General features: G+C 63.1%; 22 protein-coding genes. 12 read left to right on the top strand and 10 right to left on the bottom strand.

The window, feature by feature from the left end; genetic code table 11:
* Nucleotides 1-42: 42 nt before the first annotated feature.
* From J3A64_RS12825 to bioB, 8 genes are all read right to left on the bottom strand, one after another.
* Nucleotides 43-642 (bottom strand): helix-turn-helix domain-containing protein, encoded by a 600-nt coding sequence (locus tag J3A64_RS12825; protein ID WP_014920968.1) that lies wholly within the window; start codon nucleotides 640-642, stop codon nucleotides 43-45.
* Between the two features lie 90 nt (nucleotides 643-732).
* Nucleotides 733-1,113: a hypothetical protein gene (locus J3A64_RS12820; protein ID WP_011773818.1), complete on the bottom strand. Its 381-nt coding sequence runs from the start codon at nucleotides 1,111-1,113 to the stop codon at nucleotides 733-735.
* A 360-nt stretch (nucleotides 1,114-1,473) separates the two neighbouring features.
* Nucleotides 1,474-1,914, bottom strand: a complete 441-nt coding sequence (locus J3A64_RS12815; protein WP_014920970.1) for a very short patch repair endonuclease — start codon at nucleotides 1,912-1,914, stop codon at nucleotides 1,474-1,476.
* Between the two features lie 9 nt (nucleotides 1,915-1,923).
* On the bottom strand, nucleotides 1,924-3,081 hold the full coding sequence (locus J3A64_RS12810; RefSeq protein WP_210064465.1) for a cytochrome P450: 1,158 nt from the start codon (nucleotides 3,079-3,081) through the stop codon (nucleotides 1,924-1,926).
* Nucleotides 3,078-3,761, bottom strand: coding sequence for a dethiobiotin synthase (bioD, locus tag J3A64_RS12805; RefSeq protein ID WP_210064464.1), 684 nt, complete (start codon nucleotides 3,759-3,761; stop codon nucleotides 3,078-3,080). The genes J3A64_RS12810 and bioD overlap by 4 nt, the downstream gene beginning before the upstream one ends.
* Nucleotides 3,758-4,915, bottom strand: a complete 1,158-nt coding sequence (locus J3A64_RS12800; protein ID WP_210066146.1) for an 8-amino-7-oxononanoate synthase — start codon at nucleotides 4,913-4,915, stop codon at nucleotides 3,758-3,760. Before J3A64_RS12800 ends, bioD begins: the two co-directional genes overlap by 4 nt.
* Before the next feature lie 8 nt (nucleotides 4,916-4,923).
* Nucleotides 4,924-6,249, bottom strand: a complete 1,326-nt coding sequence (bioA, locus tag J3A64_RS12795) for an adenosylmethionine--8-amino-7-oxononanoate transaminase (protein ID WP_210064463.1) — start codon at nucleotides 6,247-6,249, stop codon at nucleotides 4,924-4,926.
* 220 nt (nucleotides 6,250-6,469) lie between these two features.
* Complete coding sequence (bioB, locus tag J3A64_RS12790; protein ID WP_051024912.1) at nucleotides 6,470-7,504, bottom strand: biotin synthase BioB; 1,035 nt, start codon at nucleotides 7,502-7,504, stop codon at nucleotides 6,470-6,472.
* 195 nt (nucleotides 7,505-7,699) lie between these two features.
* Between bioB and J3A64_RS12785 the strand changes: the two genes are divergently transcribed.
* Complete coding sequence (locus tag J3A64_RS12785) at nucleotides 7,700-9,427, top strand: cytosine permease (RefSeq protein WP_011773827.1); 1,728 nt, start codon at nucleotides 7,700-7,702, stop codon at nucleotides 9,425-9,427.
* Between the two features lie 105 nt (nucleotides 9,428-9,532).
* Here J3A64_RS12785 and J3A64_RS12780 read toward each other — a convergent pair whose 3' ends face one another.
* The gene (locus J3A64_RS12780) at nucleotides 9,533-9,718 is read right to left on the bottom strand and encodes a CsbD family protein (protein WP_011773828.1); all 186 of its coding nucleotides are present in this window, start codon (nucleotides 9,716-9,718) and stop codon (nucleotides 9,533-9,535) included.
* 108 nt (nucleotides 9,719-9,826) lie between these two features.
* Here J3A64_RS12780 and J3A64_RS12775 point away from each other — a divergent pair, with 108 nt between their 5' ends.
* Entirely contained in the window at nucleotides 9,827-10,810 is a 984-nt protein-coding gene (locus J3A64_RS12775) for an SDR family oxidoreductase (protein ID WP_043805856.1), read from the top strand.
* Between the two features lie 24 nt (nucleotides 10,811-10,834).
* On the opposite strand, the gene J3A64_RS12770 is transcribed toward J3A64_RS12775, so the two are convergent.
* Entirely contained in the window at nucleotides 10,835-12,010 is a 1,176-nt protein-coding gene (locus tag J3A64_RS12770) for a zinc-dependent alcohol dehydrogenase (RefSeq protein ID WP_011773830.1), read from the bottom strand.
* Nucleotides 12,011-12,144: 134 nt separating this feature from the next.
* Here J3A64_RS12770 and J3A64_RS12765 point away from each other — a divergent pair, with 134 nt between their 5' ends.
* From J3A64_RS12765 to J3A64_RS12720, 10 genes are all read left to right on the top strand, one after another.
* On the top strand, nucleotides 12,145-12,348 hold the full coding sequence (locus J3A64_RS12765; protein WP_011773831.1) for a hypothetical protein: 204 nt from the start codon (nucleotides 12,145-12,147) through the stop codon (nucleotides 12,346-12,348).
* A gap of 236 nt (nucleotides 12,349-12,584) precedes the next feature.
* Nucleotides 12,585-13,136, top strand: coding sequence for a hypothetical protein (locus J3A64_RS12760; protein ID WP_210064462.1), 552 nt, complete (start codon nucleotides 12,585-12,587; stop codon nucleotides 13,134-13,136).
* Nucleotides 13,137-13,162: 26 nt separating this feature from the next.
* Nucleotides 13,163-13,786, top strand: coding sequence for an SIS domain-containing protein (locus tag J3A64_RS12755; protein WP_238324528.1), 624 nt, complete (start codon nucleotides 13,163-13,165; stop codon nucleotides 13,784-13,786).
* Nucleotides 13,787-13,943: 157 nt separating this feature from the next.
* Complete coding sequence (locus J3A64_RS12750; RefSeq protein ID WP_011773834.1) at nucleotides 13,944-15,014, top strand: alkene reductase; 1,071 nt, start codon at nucleotides 13,944-13,946, stop codon at nucleotides 15,012-15,014.
* 196 nt (nucleotides 15,015-15,210) lie between these two features.
* Nucleotides 15,211-15,909: a GntR family transcriptional regulator gene (locus J3A64_RS12745; RefSeq protein ID WP_011773835.1), complete on the top strand. Its 699-nt coding sequence runs from the start codon at nucleotides 15,211-15,213 to the stop codon at nucleotides 15,907-15,909.
* Between the two features lie 228 nt (nucleotides 15,910-16,137).
* The gene (locus tag J3A64_RS12740) at nucleotides 16,138-17,139 is read left to right on the top strand and encodes a sugar phosphate isomerase/epimerase (protein WP_210064461.1); all 1,002 of its coding nucleotides are present in this window, start codon (nucleotides 16,138-16,140) and stop codon (nucleotides 17,137-17,139) included.
* Nucleotides 17,140-17,142: 3 nt separating this feature from the next.
* Nucleotides 17,143-18,897 (top strand): dihydroxyacetone kinase subunit DhaL, encoded by a 1,755-nt coding sequence (dhaL, locus tag J3A64_RS12735; RefSeq protein ID WP_210064460.1) that lies wholly within the window; start codon nucleotides 17,143-17,145, stop codon nucleotides 18,895-18,897.
* Nucleotides 18,894-19,376, top strand: coding sequence for a ribose-5-phosphate isomerase (locus J3A64_RS12730; protein WP_210064459.1), 483 nt, complete (start codon nucleotides 18,894-18,896; stop codon nucleotides 19,374-19,376). Before dhaL ends, J3A64_RS12730 begins: the two co-directional genes overlap by 4 nt.
* A gap of 2 nt (nucleotides 19,377-19,378) precedes the next feature.
* A complete protein-coding gene (locus tag J3A64_RS12725) occupies nucleotides 19,379-20,368 on the top strand; it encodes a 3-hydroxyacyl-CoA dehydrogenase family protein (protein WP_011773839.1) in 990 nt (329 codons plus the stop codon).
* Nucleotides 20,369-20,387: 19 nt separating this feature from the next.
* Entirely contained in the window at nucleotides 20,388-21,152 is a 765-nt protein-coding gene (locus J3A64_RS12720) for an SDR family NAD(P)-dependent oxidoreductase (RefSeq protein ID WP_014920985.1), read from the top strand.
* The last annotated feature ends 32 nt before the right edge of the window (nucleotides 21,153-21,184 follow it).

Here is a 21,184-nt window from a genome sequence, read left to right as displayed (position 1 = left end):
ACAGTTAAGGGAAAACGCCGGCGCCGTTTGGGGGCGCCAGGGTTACCACGCGTGTGGTGCGTTGACCCAGATGGCTACGCATACCTCTTCGTAGCTGTTCTTGTACCAGTGGGGGATCTCTGAGGAGTAGGTGATGGAGTCGCCCTCTTCAAGGCTGTAGCAGACGCCGTTCAAGTAGACGTCCTTACGGCCGGAGATGATGTAGCAAAACTCTTCACCGCTGTGGGTAAAAGGGGTGTCGCTGGTGTCATGCCCTGGGGGCGTGCTGATCCACTGCGCTTCAATGCTGCCATCGCGATTGGGGGTCAACAGTTCGTGAACTGCCTCTCCCACAGACTCGCGGGTGACGTTCTTGAGGTTGCGGCGATCGGACCTGCGGACCACGGGGGACTTTGATTCATCCTGGCCTATGAAGAATCTCCCTACGGGGATGTCCAAGCCGTGGGCAAGCTGGGCCAACGTAGTGAAGGAAGGGTTGGCCATGCCGCGTTCGATCTGGCTGACGATCGCCTGGCTTAGGCCGGTAACGTCCGAGAGCTGGGCGAGGGTCATGCCCTTTGCCTTGCGCATGGTGCGCACCTTGTTTCCGACAGTCACCAGCAGTTCGCTGGTGGCTGGTGGAGCAGGAGTCTCGGTGGTCATTACCGCATCCTTCGTTGGTGAGCTAACTCACACAACTATAGTGAAGATTTTTAGCGAGTCAATGGTTTCTCTTCAATAAGGTGAAGAAATTTACAGAATCCGTGTTTCCAGCTCGTCTATGGTGCCGAAGACGAAGCGGTCGATTTCATGGACTTGCGGCTTGAGCTCATGCAAATGCTCCGCGCCGGGCAGGAGCCGGATGCTGATCTCCAGCTCCTCTGCCAGCCGGTTCATGCAGATGGCACCCACCATGTGGCTGGACGTTTTCAGGCTGAGCACCGCGTCCATGGCGTCTTCGATGTCCAGTTTTTCCAGTGCCCGATGCAGACGCGAAACCCGCCACGGCAGCAAGGCTATGTAGTTCCTGACGAACGCTCCGATGATGGCTTGGTCGCCGCCCAGCTCTGCTTGGAGTTCGGTGAGGACGGTGCGATCCACCAGGGCGTCGGTGCACTCGTCGTACTCAGACACCAAACCCCTCCCGCCTCCAAACAATCGATTCACGATTCAACAGTAGGACCCGTGGAACTTCCGCAGCGCCACAAATCCAAAGATTGATCTAATCTTGAGCGGACTCAGAGCCACTCTTGATCTCCGCCCAACAAAGTTATGAAAAGCAGATCTGGGCGTTTCCAGGCTGAATCAGGGAACGGGAAACAACATGGAAAGTGGTGCTCGCCCGTCACCGGGCCTGATGCTCATCATCGGGGTCTGCATGACCGTCCTACTGGGCATTGGAGGGTCGGCCGCTTTCGCATTGTGGCAGCAGAGTTCCCAGGCGTCTGTCACGGATCAATCCGTGAACTCCGCCCCGAGCACCACGGGCGCCCCTTAGCCCACCGCTGATTCCAGAAATGCTGTGAGCCGATCTTCGAGCATGGACCTGTCCTTCAGCTGGCACTCCCACACCGTCAATACCTGCCAGCCGGTAGCTTCCAACTGTTCCCGCTGCAGCGCGTCCCTTTCGCGGGTTCGTGTTCGCTTGGCTTCCCAGAACTCGGCATTCGCTGCAGGGGCGTGCTGCCCTGCTTTGCAGTCATGGAAATGCCAGAAGCAACCGTTGACGAAAATAACCTTGCGCCTTCCCGCGAACACCAGGTCCGGGCGGCCCGGTAGTTTGGCCGCTCCGGACTGGCCGTGGAGCCGGTACCGGTAGCCTTTCGCGTGCAGGAGCCTGCGGACCAGCAGCTCAGGTTTGGTGTTCTTCCCACGGATCTTGGACATGTTGCGGCTGCGCTGCTCCCGCGTCAGAAGGTCCCGGCTCTCGCCCATGCATCCAGCCTACCCAGGCTCCACCACCACTGTTCGGGGTGCTTGGAAGGACAACAACCGGATCCAGTCCGGGTTTGAATTCTGTAGACGGACCCCCTTGAGTGCGGCTGCCGTTTCATGAACGACGACGGCGGCCTCCAGCTCTGCGAGCTTGGCTCCTAGGCAGCGGTGGATCCCCGAGCCGAACGCCAAGCCGTACGGGGTTGGCCCCGAACGGTCGGCACCCTCGCCGTCTTCTGTTTCGGCCCAGGGGAATCCGTGGTTGCCGGTCAATTCCAGCAGGATCTCCTCACCGGCCGCGATAGGTGTGCCGTCAAGAAGGGCGTCGTTGGTAGCCACCCGCCGCCAGGTGGGAACGGAGGACTCGGTAGCAAGGACGTGCCGGACCAGGTCGCGCGCCTTCAGACCGCTTGCCGCCTCGCTCCAGGAGATGCCCCGGGAGCCCTCGGCCAACCGGAACAGCGTGGTGCTGATGAGTTGGGTGGTGGTCTCTTGGCCTGCGATCAGGAGGAAGTAGCCCAATGAGCAGATTTCCTGTGTGCTCAGCCCGTGGAGGGCAAGCGCATTGAAGAGGTTGGAGTCCGGCGAAGCCACAGACTCCAGGACCAATTCCCTCAACCAGGTGTAGAAGTCCGCGGCGCTCTGTGCCAATTCGAGTTGCCGGTCAGCATCCGGCCAACCCCAGAACAGTTCCAAGGAGTCCAAGCTCCACGCCTTCAATGCGGGCACGTCGCGGACCGGCAGCCCCAACATTTCCAGCATGATGACCGCCGGGGGATCCGCGGCCACGGCCTGGACGAGGTCCACGCTTCCATCAGAGGCGAGGGCTTGCGCTGCACGGGCTGCCGATTCCCGGGCCAGGCCGCGAATACGTGGTTCCATGGCCGCCACTGTGGCTGGCGTGAAGAAGCCCGCCACCACCTTCCGGATGCCGGTATGGGTCTCGGTGTGGTTGCTCGCCAGGACCGGCGGCAGCGCGAACCGGGCTTTCTGCAGTATGCGCAGCGCCCGCCCACTCAACGGCGTTACAGCGAGCAGGGCGTTGGCCGGGCTGAAGTCCTGGGGCCTGTGCAACACTTCCCGCACCGTGTCGGGGCTCCGCAGCACCCGGTAAGGACAGCTTCCGGACTCAGGAAGTCCTGGTTCCGCAGCCATAGTCGCGCTCATGCCGGAAGCTCTTCGAGCCAATCGCACGCTCGGGCGCGGAAAGCGGCAGGATCCAGTCCGGAGGCGTCAGCAGGAACCGTCCCCAGAAACGGAACGGGCCAACTCCTCAGAGTGGCCAGATTACTGAGCTCCACCGCGCTCGCCGTCGCCGGCCAGCTCCCAAGGACCAACCCCACCACCGGCAGGGCCCGGGTGTCCAGCGCCTCCAGCGTCAGCGCCGTGTGGTTCAACGTGCCCAACGCCGGCCGTGCCACCACGGCAAAACCAGCCTTGTCACCCAGGTGCGCGCCGAGATCAGCCAGCGTCCCGCCGTCGTGGTCCAACTCCACCAGCAGCCCACCGGCGCCTTCCACCAGCACGTGGTCATGGCGGACAGACAACTCACGGATCCGCTGGGCATGGGCGGCCAGTGGGGGCAACGTGACCCCATCCAGTGCGGCGGCGGGGACGGGAGCCATGGGTTCTTCAAGAACCACGCCGGCTTCCGCAGTGAGTGGATCCGCCAACCGGGCAACCTCGGCGCAGTCCGAGTCACCCAGCACGTTCCCGCTTTGGCACGGCTTATAGACGGCAACCTTCCGGCCGCGCGCATGAAGCGCGGCGGTGAGGGCCGCCGTCGTAATGGTCTTGCCGACGCCGGTATCGGTACCGGTGACCAGGATGACGGTAGGTAGTTTCATGATGTTCTCTCCAGGATGCTGCGCAACACCGCGCAGGCTTGCTCAATGTCGGTCGGCGTGAGGGTGGCCCGCGCGGTGAGTCGAAGACGGGACACCCCGTCCGGGACGGACGGCGGACGGAAACACCCCACGCTGACGCCCGCCGTATGTGCTTCCTTGCTGGCGGCGAGGGCCGCTTCGGCGGACGGCATGGGTATGGACTGGACTGCTCCGGCGGAACGGTCGACGGCGGTGCCGAGCCTCTGCAGCGCGGGTTGCAGTTGGGCAGACAGGGCGGCTGCGTTGCGGTGGACGGCCGCGGCACGCCAAGGTTCGGCCCTGATGATGCCAATGGCCGCGAGCGCGGCGGCGGCCGCAGGGGGAGCCAACGCGGTGTCGAAGATGAAGCTTCTGGCCCGGTTCACCAGATGGTCCCTGACCAGGGTTGAACCGAGGACAGCGCCGCCTTGGCTGCCGAGCGCCTTGGAAAGGGTGGCGGTGACGATGACGTTGGGATGTCCGGCCAAGCGGGTTCCTGCGATCGCCCCACACCCTTGCTGGCTTCCGGTTCCCGCGACGCCCAAGCTGTGGGCTTCGTCCACCAACAGCATGGCGTCGTGTGTTTCGGCCAGCTCCAGGAGTTCCGCAAGTGGTGATGCATCCCCGCCCACGCTATAGATGGATTCCACGGCGATGACCGCCCGCGGCTGGATGCGGTTGGCCAAAGCCTTCGCTGCGTCCTCCACGCTGTTGTGCCTGAAATTTTTCACCTCGGAGCGGCTCAACCGGAAGCCGTCCATCAACGAGGCGTGGCATTGCTCGTCGGCCACCATCAACGTGCCTGGGCCGCCGAGGGCCGTAGTGACACCCAGATTCGCGAGGTAACCCGAGGAAAAGACCAACGCTGCGTCCGCCCCTATCAGGTGAGCGAGTTCGTGCTCCAACTCCAGGTGCAGTTCGGTGGTGCCCGCCACCAATCGCGATGACGTAGCGCCCGTGCCCCACATTGCGATGGCTTCCTGCGCAGCTTCGGCCAGCCTGGGGTCCGTGGCCAAGCCGAGGTAGTCGTTGCTGGCGAGATCAATCATCCCGGGGTTCACCCCGCGAACCAGCGGCGACCTAACCAAGCCCCGGCGCTCGCGGACGCGGGCTTGGTCCTGCAGCCATGGGGTCATTGCGGCGCTCACGCAGCCACCCGCTGGTTGGAGGTTTCCTCTACGGCAGCCACCATCGCAGCGGCCATCATGCCCACTTCGGCAGCGGTACTGACATACGGCGGCATCGCGTAGACGAGGTTCCTGAACGGGCGTACCCACACCCCGTGTTTCACGGCGGCGCGAGTCACCGCAGTGACATCCACGGCGTCAGTTAGCTCAATGACCCCCACGGCGCCGAAGGTACGAACGTCCGCAACGGCGTCGAGCTTCACTGCCGGAGCCAGGCCTGCCGTGAGAGCGGCACCGACGCGTGACACGTCCGCGCTCCAACCGCCCGCCGCAAGGATGCCCAGGCTTGCGTTTGCTGCGGCGCACGCCAGGGGATTGGCCATGAAAGTTGGCCCGTGCAGGAGAGCCCCCGCCTCGCCTGCGGAAACCGTGCGGGCAACGTCGCCCGTGCACAGCGTCGCAGCGAGGGTGAGGTAACCGCCGGTCAGGGCCTTGCCGACGCACAGAATGTCCGGGACGACCCCCGCGTGCTGCGCGGCGAAGAGCTTGCCGGTTCGCCCGAATCCCGTGGCGATCTCGTCCAGGATCAGCAGCAAACCGTGGTGGTCCGCGATCCCGCGCAGGATCCGAACACACTCGGCCGGGTACATGAACATGCCCCCCGCGCCTTGGAGCATTGGCTCCACGATGATCGCGGCGAGTTCGTTGGAATGGAGCCGGGCCAGCTCTTCCACTGCGGCCCGCCACTGCTCCATGGCTGCTGCGGTGGCCGATGCCGCCGCAGGCGGACGCGGGGCGAAGACATTGCCGGCCAACAACCCCGGAAATGAGGAATGCATGCCGTCCACGGGATCGCACACACCCATGGCCGCGAAGGTGTCACCGTGATAGCCGCCGCGGATCGTCAGGAAGCGCTGCCGTTTGGGCAGTCCACTGGCCGTTTGGAACTGCACTGCCAGTTTGAGGGCGACCTCCACGGAGATGGAACCGGAATCTGCCAGGAACACTCGTTCCAAGCGTCGGCCCGGTTCGCCCGGTGCCATGGCCAACAGGGTTTCCGCGAGTTCCACAGCTGGTTGGTGCGTGAGCCCACCGAACATCACGTGGCTGAAAGTACTGAGCTGGCGTTGGATGGCGGCGTCCATGATGGGGTTCCGGTAGCCGTGGATCACCGACCACCACGACGACATCGCGTCCAGCACCTCATGCGTCCGCCCCTGTTCGTTACGGAGTCGCAGCGCCACGCCGTCGGCGGCTTCTACTTCCCAGAGCGGCAGCGTTGCCGAGGCCGGCGCGTACGGGTGCCACAACGTGGCCCGGTCGCGATCGATCAGCGAGCTCATGACATCAGCCTCCCGTGCCGGGAGCATTCAGCCGTCCACCCCAAGGGCGTTACCTGCACTTTCATGCGGCGTCGGCACTGCGGGCAAAAGCGCGGCGGCTCCATCGCCAGGCGCTGTTGACAGCTGTGGTGGGCGTCCGACGTCGGGCCGTCACCACCGTAGGCACCGTCACCGCCTTCGCCACCGCAGTGCCCGCAGAATTGCTGTGAAACTGCGGTGGTCACAGTGACTTCTGGAATTCCTTGATGGGCATGTTGAGCTCCACCAGGAGGTTGAGGTCGGCATTGGCGGGGCGGCCCAGGGTAGTGAGGTAGTTGCCCACGATCACGGCGTTGATGCCGCCGAGCAGTCCCTCCCGGGTGCCGAGGTCGCCGAGGGTCAGTTCACGGCCGCCGGCGTAGCGGAGCACCGTGCGCGGCATCGCGAGCCGGAACGCGGCGATGGCACGGAGTGCGTCCTTGCCGTCCATGATGCCTTGGTTCTCCAACGGCGTGCCGGGGCGTGGGTTGAGGAAGTTCAGTGGAACCTCATGCGGTTCAAGGGCGGCGAGCTGCGCGGCGAGTTCAGCCCGTTGCGCCAGCGATTCGCCCATTCCGATCAGCGCACCGCAGCACAGTTCCATTCCGGCGGCTTTGACCATGGCGCAAGTTTCCAGGCGTTCCTCATAGCTGTGGGTGGTGACGACCTCGGGAAAGTAGCTCCGGGCCGTTTCCAGGTTGTGGTTGTAGCGGTGCACGCCCCACTCGGCCAGCTGGTCCACCTGGCGCTGCGTGAGCATGCCCAAGGAACACGCGATGTTGATGTCCACTTCCTCGTTGATGCGGTCAATCGCGAACTTGATCTGGTTCATGAGCTTGATGTCCGGGCCACGGACTGCGGCGACGATGCAGAACTCCGTGGCACCCGTGGCGGCGGTCTCCTTGGCTGCTTTGACCAGCTCGGGGATGTCCAGCCACACACCACGAACGGGGGAGTCGAACAGGCCGGACTGGCTGCAGAAATGGCAGTCCTCGGGGCAGCCGCCGGTCTTGATGGAGATGATGCCTTCCACTTCCACGTCCTCGCCGCAGTGCTTGAGGCGAACCTCGTGGGCGAGTTGCAGGGCTTCCGGGATGGCGTCGTCGGGGAGCTCCAGGATGTGGATGAGTTGGGATTCGTTCAGGCCTTCGCCCCGTTCGAGGACCTGCTCGCGGGCGGTTTCCAGGATGGCGTAGGAGGCGGTTTCCCGGGGTGCTTGGGTTGCTCTGGTGGTCATGTCCTTGACGGTATCCGTGCTGGTGACGGGCAATTTTGTGGGGTGCACACAAACGGAGCTGGTTGATTTTGGACTTGAACGCACGGGGCAGCTGGTGCAGAAGTTACAGCTGCGAAACATGGACGTGACTGAATTGACGCGCTGCGTGACTAGCGTCGTGGGCGAGGCAAAGTCCCCTGACGAAAGCGACGACGAATGACCGACGACAAGGCGAGCACCGCCACACTGGAACCGACGACGGCGGGAGGCACCGCCGTCGGAATCGGTACTACGGGCATACCGGCGGCAGGCAACGCCGACGCGATGAGTGCCGCGAAAGAGAGCCTGGAAGATTACACGCTCCGGTTCGCCCCGCGGTCCTACCGGAAATGGAGCGCCGGTGTGGTGGCGACCAGTGCCCTGGGTGGCATTGCATACCTGGCCGACTTCTCGATCGGCGCGAACATCGGCATCGCCTATGGAACAGTGAACGCGATCTTTGGCATCATCGTGGCGGCAGTGATCATCTTCGCCACAGGATTCCCGCTGGCCTACTATGCAGCCCGCTACAACATTGACCTGGACCTCATCACCCGGGGTTCGGGCTTTGGCTACTACGGCTCGGTGGTCACCAACATCATCTTTGCCACCTTCACGTTCATTTTCTTCGCACTCGAGGGCTCCATCATGGCCCAAGGGCTGCAGCTGGGCCTCGGCATTCCGCAGTGGATCGGCTATGCGGTGTCCACCATCATCATCATTCCGCTGGTGATCTACGGGATGAAAACCTTGGCCACCTTGCAGGTGTGGACCACGCCCCTGTGGTTGCTGCTCATGGTGGTTCCCGTGGGCTACCTGCTGCTGTCCCATCCCGAGAGCATCGATGCCTTCTTCGCTTTCACGGGTGCTTCCGGCGAAGGCGGCCCCAACCTGGCTTCGGTGATGCTGGCCGCAGGTGTCTGCTTGTCCCTCATGGCGCAGATCGCGGAGCAGATCGACTACCTTCGCTTCATGCCGCCCAAGACCGCCGAAAACAAGGGTGCTTGGTGGCGCGCAGTGATCCTCGCCGGACCAGGCTGGGTCATCTTCGGTGCCATCAAACAGATCATTGGCCTGTTCATTGCGATCTACCTCATCGCCAAGCTCGACCCCGCAGCCGCTTCTTCCGCAAATGAGCCGGTTCACCAGTTCCTGGGCGTCTACGAAGAGATGATGCCGGCCTGGCTCGCCATGACCCTGGCCGTGGTGCTGGTGGTCATCTCGCAGATCAAGATCAACGTCACCAACGCCTACTCCGGATCGCTCGCCTGGACCAACTCCTTCACGCGCATCACCAAAACCTACCCGGGCCGCATGGTGTTCGTGGTGGTCAACCTGGTCATCGCGCTGATCCTCATGGAATCGAACATGTTCGAGTTCCTCAACACGATCCTGGGCTTCTACGCCAACTGCGCCATGGCCTGGGTTGTCACGGTGGCCTCGGACATAGCCATCAACAAGTACCTGCTGAAGATTTCGCCCAAGGTCCCGGAATTCCGCCGCGGGATGCTCTATGCCGTGAACCCGGTGGGCTTCGTGTCCATGCTCGTCTCTGCCGGGGTGTCCATTGCAGTGTTCTTCGGGGCATTCGGTGCAGCGGTCCAACCGTTCTCGCCGATCTTCGCCGTGGGCCTGGCCTTGGTGTTGCCGCCTGTGTTGGCTCTGGTGACGCGAGGCCGCTACTACCTTCGCCGGACCGACGACGGCATCGACCTGCCCATGTTCGACGCCGACGGTAACCCGAGCGACCAGAAGCTCCTCTGCCACGTTACCGGGCTTGAATTCGAACGCCCGGACATGCTCCGCTCAGCCCAGGACGGGCCCGACGGCGAACCCCAGTACATCTCGTCCCTCGCCTTGTCTACGGACAAGTCGGGCGAGTTGGTACTCCCGGCACAGAAGTAGTCCCCCAACCCAACTGAGGGACAGCACCTGCTTGGGTTTACGTGAACGCCCCGGCTTCCATTGGGGGAGCCGGGGCGTTGCGCTGTGTGTTTAGTGTGCTGCGGCCTACTTGTCGAAGGCGTCCTTCGCGGTGTCCTTGACGTTCTCGCCGGCCTGCTTGGTCTTGGCAGCCGCTTGGTCAGCGACACCTTCGGCCTGCAGCTTCTGGTTGTTCGTGGCGTCACCCAAGGCTTCCTTCGCCTTGCCGGTGACTTCCTGCGCCTTGTTGCTGATCTTGTCTCCGAGTCCCATGGGCTCTCCTTCGATGTAATCCAACACTGACGATTGCTAGGCTAACGAGCAATTCTGGGTACTTCCTGAACATCTCCCACGAATCGTAAGGGTGCTTACACTGAGATCATGGCTGAGGAGACCCGCAACGAAGACACGGAGCAAACCGAGCTCGACGAGGACATCGCCATGGCGCTGGTGAACCACGTCATCAACACCCCGGACGATCCCGAGGGTGAGACAGATCCGAGAACCAAGTATCCGTCCCAAGAATTTGAGCCGCAGACACAGGACTATCCCGGATGGACGGAGGCGATGAACCCGAGGCCTGATCACGGCGAGCAAAGCTATGTGGGACATCACCGCATGATGGGCATGCGGGCATTGATCACTGGTGGCGACAGTGGGATCGGCAGGGCAGTAGCCATTGCCTATGCCCGCGAAGGCGCAGATGTCGCGTTCACTTACCTGCCCGAAGAAGAACAGGACGCCGAGCAGACCGTCCAGCTCATCGAAGACGCCGGCAGCAGGGCCTTGGCATTGCCGGGCGACTTGCAGGACGAAGAGTTCTGCCAGGAAGTCATCGCCCAGACCGTGGCCGAATTCGATGGCCTCAACGTCCTGGTGAACAACGCAGGCTTCCAGATGACCACCGCGCAGGGCATGGAGGACCTGAGCAGCGAACAGTTCGATCGGACTTTCAAAACCAACGTCTATGCGCTGTTCTGGCTCACCAAGGCCGCCTTGCCGCACCTGAAGCCCGGCGCCGCGATCATCAACACTTCTTCCATTCAGGGCTACCATCCCAGTCCGTCGCTGATGGACTATGCAGCCACCAAGGCGGCCATTAACAGCATGACCTTCTCCCTGGCAGAATCACTCGGACCCAAGGGGATCAGGGTCAATGCAGTGGCGCCGGGTCCTGTATGGACACCCCTGCAACCGCCCACGCAGCCCGCGGAAAAGATCGAGAAGTTCGGTCAGGACACCCCGCTGGGCAGGGCGGGGCAGCCTGCCGAACTCGCCGCCACCTACGTGCTGCTGGCCACCGAAGAATCCAGCTACATTTCAGGATCAGTCATTGGCGTGACCGGCGGAAAGCACCTGGCCTAGTGGACTCTGACGTCCGGGGATGTGTCAGGGCTTGAGCACCACTTTGATGCAGCCGTCCTGCTTCTTCTGGAACTTCTCGTAGAGGGCCGGTGCCTCATCCAGTCCTCCCGTGTGGGTGACCAGATGCATGACCCCCAGCGGATCGGCGTCGTCCTCCACCAAAGGGAGCAGATCGTCAATCCAACTGCGAACATTGCATTGACCCATGCGGAGCTGGATTTGCTTGTCGAACATGGTCATGAGGGGCATAGGATCGGCCTGTCCGCCGTACACGCCGCTCAGTGAAATGGTCCCGCCTCGTCGCACCAGGTCCACCGCGGTGTGAAGCGCGGCAAGCCGGTCAACGCTCATGGTTTCCATGGCGACCTGCGCCGGCTTGTCCGGGAGCAAAGAGACCGCCCGGTGAAGGAAAGATGCCACCGGGGATCCGTGAGCTTCCATACCCACGGCGTCCACCACGGAGTCCGGGCCGCGGCCCAGCGTCTGCTCACGGATCTGCTCGGCGACGTGGGAGCTGTAGTCCATGGTCTCTATGCCATGCGTCTCCGCCATCGCGCGGCGCTCCGGGACCGGGTCTACGCCAATCACCCTGAAGCCCTTGTGGACGCCAATCCTCGCGGCGAACTGGCCCACGGGACCGAGCCCGAGCACAGCAAGCGTGCCACCCTCCGGCACGTTCGCATACTCAACTGCCTGCCACGCTGTGGGCAGGATGTCCGAGAGGAACAGGTAACGCTCATCCGGAGCATCCGAATCGATTTTGACGGGGCCGTAGTCTGCGAAGGGAACACGCAGATATTGCGCCTGCCCGCCGGGGACCGAGCCATAAAGTTCGGAGTAGCCGAAAAGTGCCGCCCCTGATCCCTTCGCTGTCACCTGCGTGGTTTCACATTGCGACTGAAGGCCTTGGTTACACATATAGCAATGCCCGCAAGAGATGTTGAACGGCACTACAACGCGGTCGCCCTTCTTCAGCCGGTGGACTTCAGAGCCCACCTCCTCCACGATTCCCATGGGCTCGTGGCCGATGACGTCGCCCTTATGCATGTAGGGGCCCAGCACCTCATAGAGGTGGAGGTCGGAGCCGCAAATGGCTGTGGAGGTAATCCGGACAATCGCGTCCGTGGGTTCCTGGATGGAGGGGTCCGGGACGTCTTCGACGCTGAGCGAACGCCGGCCCTGCCATGTCACTGCTTTCACGATTGGTTCTCCCTGCGTTACGGCTGGCTGGGTCCCTCGCTGCTGGAGACCCTCCCAGCGAAGCAGAGATAGCGCGGGCGCACAAGGCTGCCCGGCCCCTCGACACCGCCAAGGGGCGGGCTTAGATTGAGGCCATGAGCGACCAACCGAACGAAGCTGAAGTGACGCCGTCCAAAGCCTCGGAGCCTGAGGTGCCTGCCGCCGTCGAGCATGACAGCGGTGAGGCCGGAACGGGCGACTTCACCACCGAACTGGACCCCACCTTTATCCCGGACGAAAGCGGTGAGACTCCGGAAGAGAAGCGCGCCAGGGAGCAACCGGAAGCGACGGGGAGCTGAAACTAGTAAGTACCCTGATTGATGGTGTTAAGCTGATGGAGGGAGAGAGTTTTCGGGCAGAGCTGACCGAGGAGTGATCGCGTTATCCAGAGCCGTTGTGGCTTCCGAATGGAGCTGCCCGCCTGAAAGGCCCGCCCCGTTTCGAGGTTGCCCCAGCGGGGTACACCAGAGGTACCAAGCACAGCGTGGGCCACGAGCGGCGCCCACAGAAGCCGCTCACCAGGGAGGTAATCCACATGGATACAGGACAACTGGTACTTATCATCGTGCTGGCCGTCGTCGTCATCGCCGCTGTGATTGTCGCAGTTGTTGTGGGGCGTCGTAAAAAGGCTGAGGTCAACCGCCACCGCGCCGAAGAGTTGCGCGAGAAGGCGGCCGAGGAAGCCATCGGCGCACACCAGGCGAAGGCCGAATCAGCACAGGCGGAGGCCAACGCGCTGCAGGCCGAAGTCGAGGCGGAACGACTCCGAAAGGACGCGGAACGCCACGCCGAGAAGGCCAACGAAGCCCACGCGCGCGTCGAAGAACAACTTCGCCATGCGGACAAACTCGACCCGAAGACGAACCCGGACCGTTCACAGGACGCGAACCGTTCACAGGACGCGGACTACTCACAGGACGCGAACCGTTCACAGGACGCGGACTACTCACAGGACGCGAACCGCTCACATGACGCGGACCGCGATCGCTCCCATGTCGCCGAGGGTGAGCGTCTCACCAGGGACCGCAGCGGGCGCGAGGGCACGCCACGTGACGGCTCGACGCGTGAGGGTGACAGGAACCTATAGTTTCAGCGAAGAAACGGAGGCAGGAAGTGAGTATCGTGGTGAGGCGAACAGGTCAGGCGATGCGCGCCACTGAGACGAAGGCCAACAGGCATGCAGTCGATGTGGTTTTGGGGCACTTAGGCGAGATCGGGCCGGCTGTGGCAGCACTGCGCCGGGAATCTTCGCGGCTTGCCGAGTGGGGCGAGGAACTGGCTCGTGTCAGGTTGCGCGGCGGGAGTGTTTTCGCCGCAGGCAGCGACGGATCCTCCCACGAGGCGCAGAGGTTCACATCCGAACTGAATGCCCACGATCCCGTGAGCGGTTCGGGGTTCAAAGCCATCTCCATCACCAAGGCCGCGGCTGGTTCTGACGGCTCCGCCGGAAGCATGAGCGAGCAGGTATCCAAACAGGTTCGCCGGGGTGACATCGTGGTCCTGCTCGCCGCGAAAGGGATCACCGACGAACTCCGGGAGGCTGCCGCCGCCGCGAAGGCGCAAGGTGCACGCTTATGGGCACTGACCGGCAAGGAATCCAAGGACCTCGCACAGTCGGTAAATGAAGCCATCTGCATCGATACCGATCCGCCACATGCCGAAGAAGCGCACCTAGTGGCGGTGCTGGCGCTTTGCGAGTGCTTCGAAGACGCACTGAAGAACATCAAGCCGGAGTGATACGGCCCAACTAACTGGCAGTAGCGGTTGTTTTGAAGCGTCAGAACTACCGCTACTGCCAGCTACTTTGGCATGTGATCTGCGCCTCCTTCGGAATAGTTGCAGACGCCATACAGTTGCGCAGGATGAACGTGATTCAATCTGAAAGGAACTGCGCATGCTGTTTTCCCCTCTGGCCCTCGGCGAGCTTGAACTTTCCAACCGACTGGTGATGGCGCCCCTGACGCGCCTCCGCGCGGGTCAGAACGGGGTGCCGGGTTCATTGATCGCTGAGCATTATCGGCAGCGGGCTTCCCTCGGCTTGATCGTTAGCGAGGGCACCTATCCCACGCCCGCCGGCCAGTCATACCCGGGACAGCCGGGGCTCGTCACGGAGGAGCAAATCGCAGGCTGGAAGAAGGTCACCGACGCTGTTCACGCTGCGGGCGGACGCATCTTTGCCCAGATCATGCACGGCGGGCGCGTTTCGCACGCCGATATCACCAGTGGCCACGAGATCGTCGGCCCCAGCGCCGTCGCCATCGAAGGTGAAGTTCGCACGCCCAACGGCAAGCAGGCTTACCCGGTACCGCGCGAACTCCGCACCGACGAGCTCCCGGGAGTTATCCAGGAAATTGTCACCGCCTCCACGAACGCCATCGAGGCAGGTTTCGACGGCGTTGAGCTTCACTCCGCCAACGGCTACCTGTTGCACGAGTTCCTTGCGCCCAACTCCAACGTGCGCACTGACAGCTACGGCGGCTCCCCGGAGAACCGGGCCCGCTTCGTGATCGAGACAGTCAACGCCGTGGTGGAGGCGCTCGGCGCAAACCGCGTAGGCATCCGCATTTCCCCCGAGCACAATGTGCAGGGAATTGCCGAGACAGACGCCGCCGACGTCCGCGCAACCTACGAGGTTTTGGTGGATACCATCGCACCACTGAACCTGGCCTACCTGAGCATCCTCCACCATGACCCCAAGAGTGCCTTGGTCCAGGGTCTCCGCGAGCGTTTCAACGGCACGTTCCTGGTGAACACCGGCTTCAGCGAAATCACTACCCGTGACGAAGCTTTCGCCATCATCGAAGACGGCCTTGCCGACGCCGTAGTGGTGGGCCGCCCCGCCATTGCCAACCCGGACCTCGCCCGCCGCTGGCGTGAAAGCCTGCCGCTCAACGAGCCGGACGCCTCCACCTTCTACGCAGACGGCGCCGAGGGCTACACGGACTACCCGTTCTACTCGAACTAAAGCGCAGCACCCCAAGATAGACCACGACGTCGGCACCCGCCTGGGCGCCGACGTCGTGGTTTAACCCGTGCTCGCCCAACTGTCTGGCACTAGTGGTTGTTCTGAGCCTTGATAACAACCACACATGCTAGATAGTTGGGGAATGTGACAGGACCGCTGCCTCGCCCGGTGCGTGCGTTCCTATAGGATTTGTGCCATGGCTGAACCTTCCCCGTCCGTTGCCCGCGCTGGCTTTCCTGTCAGCCGCCAAGTGCTGGCCGACCATGTATACGAAGCCCTCCTCGAGTGGCTCATGGATGGTCGGTTGGAGCCCGGGGCAGCGGTGAGCATCGACGGGATGGCTCGCGAACTCGACGTTTCGCCGACGCCGGTGCGGGAAGCGTTGGCCCGTTTGGAGCACACGGGAATGGTGCGGCGTGTGGCGCTAAAGGGCTACCGTGTGGCACCCGTGTTCACCCGCGAAGACTTCGCCGAACTCATGGAGGCCCGGTTGTCCATTGAGCCGGTCAACGCCCGATTGGCCTGTTCGCGGATGACCCCCGACGGTCTTGACGCTCTGAAGCAAGCTGTGGAGGACCTGAAAACTGCTCCCCGTGGGGGGTCGTTTGCGGAGTACCGCAGTTACCTGGAAGCCGATGAGCGCTTCCACCAACTCATCGCCGCGCAAGCCAGCAACCAATTTCTGCTAGCCGCCTACAACACGCTGGGCGGGCAGATCCAACGCTTCCGACTGTTTGGGGGAGTGGGCATCACCGACGCCGAGCAAGCGATCGCTGAGCACCAGGCCGTCCTGGACGCCATGATCAGCGGGGACCCGGAAAGGGCCGCTTCCATGATGGTGGATCACGTCCAGAAGGTGCGCGGCCGAGCGATGGCAGACGCGCCGGAGGATTAGGCCCGGCACTCCTCCTGAGCCGCACCCGTTTCCGCTGTGCGCACCAGTGGTTACGGGGGCGTTTGGCGTCAAGTGGTGCGCCCCGCGCCCACGTCGACAGCCAAAGTGACCCTCTTCACTTCACATATGTAAGACATATAGGATCTAGGAAGTTTCGCAAAAGGGTTGACAGTGTTCCATCGTTCGTAAATCCTATAGGAAACAGGATTCTACGAAGGAGTGATCATCATGGCGTACACCGCCGAGAATTGGCCCATCACCGCGGCCCTCCTGCAGTTCCCCGGCACGGATGCTGCAGGGCAGCAGGTCAACGACGCCGATGCTTCCGTTTGGGCCGCCGTCCTCCAGGAAGTCAAGGATGCCGGTTTCGCTAACGCAGACCTCACCGATAGCTGGGTTCGCCCGGGCGACCTCAGCAAGGAACGACTTGCCGAATTCAAGCAGACCGCTGATGAAGTGGGCATTGGCGTGCCGGTGATCTCCGCCATCCGCCGCAGCGTCATCCATGCCACGGACTGGGCGGACAACCTCGCCTACAGCCACCGCACCATCGACGCCGCTGCGGAGCTGGGATGTGAAGTAGTGTCCTTCGGACTTCACCAGGCCATCACCCCTGAGCAGCAGAAGCAGCTGTGGTTCTGGACCGTCGAGGGTTACAAGGACCCGGTGGGGGACAAGGAAGCGTGGGGCAACGCCGTCTCCCGCATCCGGGAACTTGGGAAGCATGCGGCCGAGGCCGGCGTCCTCCTCTCCCTGGAAATGTACGAAGACACGTACCTCGGAACCGCTGACTCCTCAGTGCAACTGGTCCAGGACATCGGCTTGGACAACGTTGGCCTGAACCCGGACCTTGGCAACCTGATCCGTTTGCACCGGCCCATCGAGGACTGGCGCGAGATGGTGGCAAAGACCCTGCCGTACTCCAACTACTGGCACATGAAGAACTACATCCGGGACGAAGACGTGGCCCGGGACAGCTACATCACCATGCCGGCGCCCATGGAAAGCGGCCTTATCAACTACCGCGAGGCCTTCAAGTTTGCGGTTTCCGTCGGCTTCCAAGGCATTCTTTGCACCGAGCACTACGGCGGCGATGGCCTCAGCGTCACGGCAAGCAACCAGGACTACCTCCGCCGGCACGTCCTGCCCAAGACCGACGGCTATGAGCTCGGCCAGAGCCAGGTAGCCCAGGGGCGCCAAGTACCGGCAACGCAGCTCGCAGGAGTCTAGGAAATGACACAGATTTTCGACAACCCGGCAGACTTTGCCGATGACGCGCTGGACGGCTTCGTGGCTGCCAACCGTGGCTACGTCGCACGCGTTGACGGCGGTGTGGTCCGCTCCACGGAAGTCCCCTCCGGCCAGGTTGCCCTGGTGGTTGGTGGCGGCTCGGGACACTACCCGGCCTTCGCCGGGCTGGTAGGCCCAGGCCTTGCAACGGGTTCGGCGTGCGGCAACATGTTCGCCTCCCCGGCGGCCGGCCAGGTTTACCGTGTAGCGAAGGCGGCCAACGCCGGTGGTGGAGTGCTGCTCAGCTACGGCAACTACGCCGGCGACGTGTTGCACTTCGGCCAGGCGCAGCTCCGGCTCAACGCTGAGGGCATCGAAACCCGCACTGTCACCGTCACGGACGACATCGCGAGCGCTCCGATCGAGCAGCTCGAGAAGCGCCGCGGCATCGCGGGGGACCTCACCGTTTTCAAGATTGCCGGCGCCGCCGCCGAAGCGGGACTGGACCTTGACGCCGTCGAGCGTCTGGCCATCAAGACCAACTACCGGACTCGGTCGCTGGGTGTTGCCTTTGACGGCTGCACGCTTCCCGGCGCCAAGGATCCGCTGTTCCATGTTCCTGCAGGGCAGATGTCATTGGGCCTGGGGATTCACGGCGAACCCGGAATTTCCGAGCACCCGATGCCCACCGCATCCGAGCTGGCGGAGCTGCTGGTCACCAAGCTGCTCGCGGACAAACCTGAGGACGCCGCGGACCGCGTGGTGGCTATCGTCAACGGCCTTGGCACGGTGAAGTATGACGAACTCTTCCTCCTGTTCGGCAAGATCGAGAAACTACTGACGGCTGCGGGCCTCACCGTGGTGGAGCCCGAGTGCGGTGAGCTGGTGACCAGCCTGGACATGTCCGGGCTCTCCCTGACATTGCTGTGGTTGGACGATGAACTTGAGCAGTACTGGGCTGCACCGGCTGACACCCCGGCGTTCCGCAAGGGCAGCATGGCGCCCCGCGCGCCACGCGCCGAGGCAGCAATCGACGACGCCGAAACCGCCGACGTCGAGCAGCCCACCCCGGCAGCGGCTGAACTCGGGCGGCAGGCCGTGGCCATCCTCGCCCAGGTGCGGGACGTCGTCGTCGAACATGAAGAGGAACTCGGCAAGCTGGACGCGATCGCCGGCGATGGTGACCACGGCATCGGCATGCGGCGCGGCGTAGATGCTGCAGCCGCCGCAAGCGAAGGCGCCGAAGGTGCTTCCGTTGCGCGCGTTCTGACAGCAGCCGGGGAAGCTTGGAGCGAGCGGGCCGGTGGGACGTCCGGGGCGCTGTGGGGTTCGGCAGTCATCGCGGCCGGGCAGTCGCTCGGAAACCGTGAAAGCTACACCTCGGAGGACGCGGCCGCCGCTGTGGACGCCTTCGTGCGGGCCATCACCGAACTCGGCAAAGCGGATCCCGGGGACAAGACCATGGTGGACGCGCTCCTGCCGTTCCGGGACACCTTCCTCACAGAGCTCGACGGCGGTACTCCCGTTGACCGGGCCCTGGCAGTTGCCGCCGCTGCAGCCGAGTCCGCTGCAGCGAAGACAGCTGAACTCCGGCCGCTCAAGGGCCGGGCGCGACCCCTCGCGGAAAAGAGCATCGGGCACCCTGATCCGGGTGCGGTGTCCTTTGGGTTGATCGCCGCCAGGATCTCGCAATTTATCGATTCACAACTGGCCACCGCTTCTTCAGCGGCAGCGGCCGGAAACGGAGCCCAATCATGAGCAACAACCACGGCTGGCGCATCGTCGTCGGCAACGATGAAGCCGGTGTCGAGTACAAGCAGGCGCTCCTTGCCCTGCTGGAAGCGGACCCGCGCGTGGCTTCCGTGACGGACGTCGGCGTTGGCTTCAACGACTCCACGGCCTACCCGCACGTCGCCGTCGATGCCGCCCGCAAGGTGGCTGACGGCGAAGCTGACCGGGCCTTGCTGATCTGCGGCACGGGATTGGGCGTTGCGATTGCCGCCAACAAGGTCCCCGGAATCCGCGCGGTTACCGCCCACGACAGCTACTCCGTGGAACGGTCCGTCCTAAGCAACAATGCCCAGGTCCTGACGCTGGGCCAGCGAGTAATTGGCTTGGAACTGGCCAAAAAGCTCGTAGGGGAGTGGCTCGACCACCGCTTCGATCAAAACTCATCCTCCGCCGCCAAGGTGGACGCCATCTGCTCGTACGAGCCCGACTACACGAAGGCAGTCTGACCATGACAATTTCCGAAACAACCGAAGGAAACCCGAGCAACGCAGCCCGGAAGATCGCCGTCGTCGGGTCCGGATACATGGGCGGCGGCATCGCCCAGGTGCTGGCGCTCGGTGGCGCGCGTGTTGCGCTTGCCGATGTTTCTGCCGAGGTAGCGCAGAAGAACTTCGACCGCCTGCTGGTGGAGTCGGACCAGTTCATCGCGGATGGGCTTTTCCCTGAAGGTGCCACCGAGATCCTGAAGCAGAACCTATGGGCAGCCAAGGACATCGAAGAAGCCGTATCGGATGCGGACTTCATTGAGGAGTGCGTTCCGGAGGTGCTGGAAATCAAACATCAGTCCTTGGCCCGGATCAGCGCCGCAGCCCGCCCGGACGCCGTGATCGGCTCCAACACGTCCACCATCTCCATCGCTGCCCTTGCCGAGGCCGTCACCAATCCGGAGCGCTTCCTCGGCGTGCACTTCTCCAACCCGTCGCCATTCATTCCGGGCGTCGAGATCATCCCTCACGCTGAAACTTCTGCGGCAACCGTGGCCGTGTCGCGCGAGCTGGTGCACGCTGCAGGCAAGCAGACCGCCGTCGTCAAGGACGTCACCGGCTTCGTGCTGAACCGCCTGCAATACGCGCTTTTCCACGAGGCAGCCCAGCTGGTGGAGCAGGGAATCGCAACAGCGGACGACGTCGACACCCTGGTGCGTACGACGTTCGGCTTCCGCTTGCCGTTCTTTGGTCCGTTCGCCATCGCGGATATGGCCGGTTTGGACGTCTATAACTTCTGCTACAAGTCGCTGCAGACCGGATTCCCGGAACGCTTCGCGACGCCGAAGATCCTCTCGGACCTCGTGGAAGCAGGCAAGCTCGGCACCAAGACCGGCGCCGGCTTCCTCAACGTTCCCGCCGAGCGCACTCCGGAACTCATCGCCTACCGCAACAAGGCCTACGTCGCCATGCAGAAGCTCATTGAAGAGCTCGGCCCGGCCCCCATCAACTAAGACTTTCAGGAGAAAACACATGACTTTCCCCGTAGAACGCACTGCGATTGTCACCGGCGCCGTTTCCGAACGCGGCATCGGCCGAGCCACCGTCAACTACCTGGCCGCGCAAGGCTGGAACATCGGCATCATCGATCTTGATGACGCCGCCTGCAAGATCGCAGCAAAGGAAATCGCCGCAGAATATGGTGTGCAGGCCCACGGTGTGGGCGCCAACGTAGCCAGCGAAGCCGAAGTCCGCGCAGCCATCGACGAGCTGGAGGCTGAGCTGCCGCAGATCGTCGCGCTGGCCAACGTTGCCGGCGTCAGCTCACCCGTTGGCTACCTGGAACTCGAACCCGCCGAGTGGGACCGCGTCCTGAACATCAACCTCAACGGAGTCCACTACGCCACCCGCCGTGTGGCCGAGTCCATGGTCAAGAACCGCATCGGGCGGATCGTGAACATCTCCTCCGTTTCCGCCCAACGCGGCGGCGGCACGTTCTCCAAAACCCCGTACTCCGTAGCCAAAGCAGGCGTCATTGGATTGACCCGCGCCACGGCACGCGAACTTGGCGAGTACGACATCACCGTCAACGCCATCTCTCCCGGGCCCATCGACACCGACATCATGGGCGGAACGCTGAGCCAGGAACGCAAAGATGAGCTCACCAAGGACCTTGTAGTGAACCGTGTGGGCTCCACCCGGGACATCGCAGCCGCCATCGCTTTCCTCATCAGCGAGGACTCCGGATACATTTCCGGGCAAACGCTGAATGTGGATGGCGGACTGTACATGCACTAGGGCTCGTCCATGAAGACCTGGTCAAGAGAACG

Source organism: Pseudarthrobacter sp. PvP004 (assembly GCF_017876035.1).
GTDB classification, from domain to species: Bacteria; Actinomycetota; Actinomycetes; order Actinomycetales; family Micrococcaceae; genus Arthrobacter; species Arthrobacter aurescens_A.
This window is presented reverse-complemented; position numbering and strand designations above follow the sequence as displayed.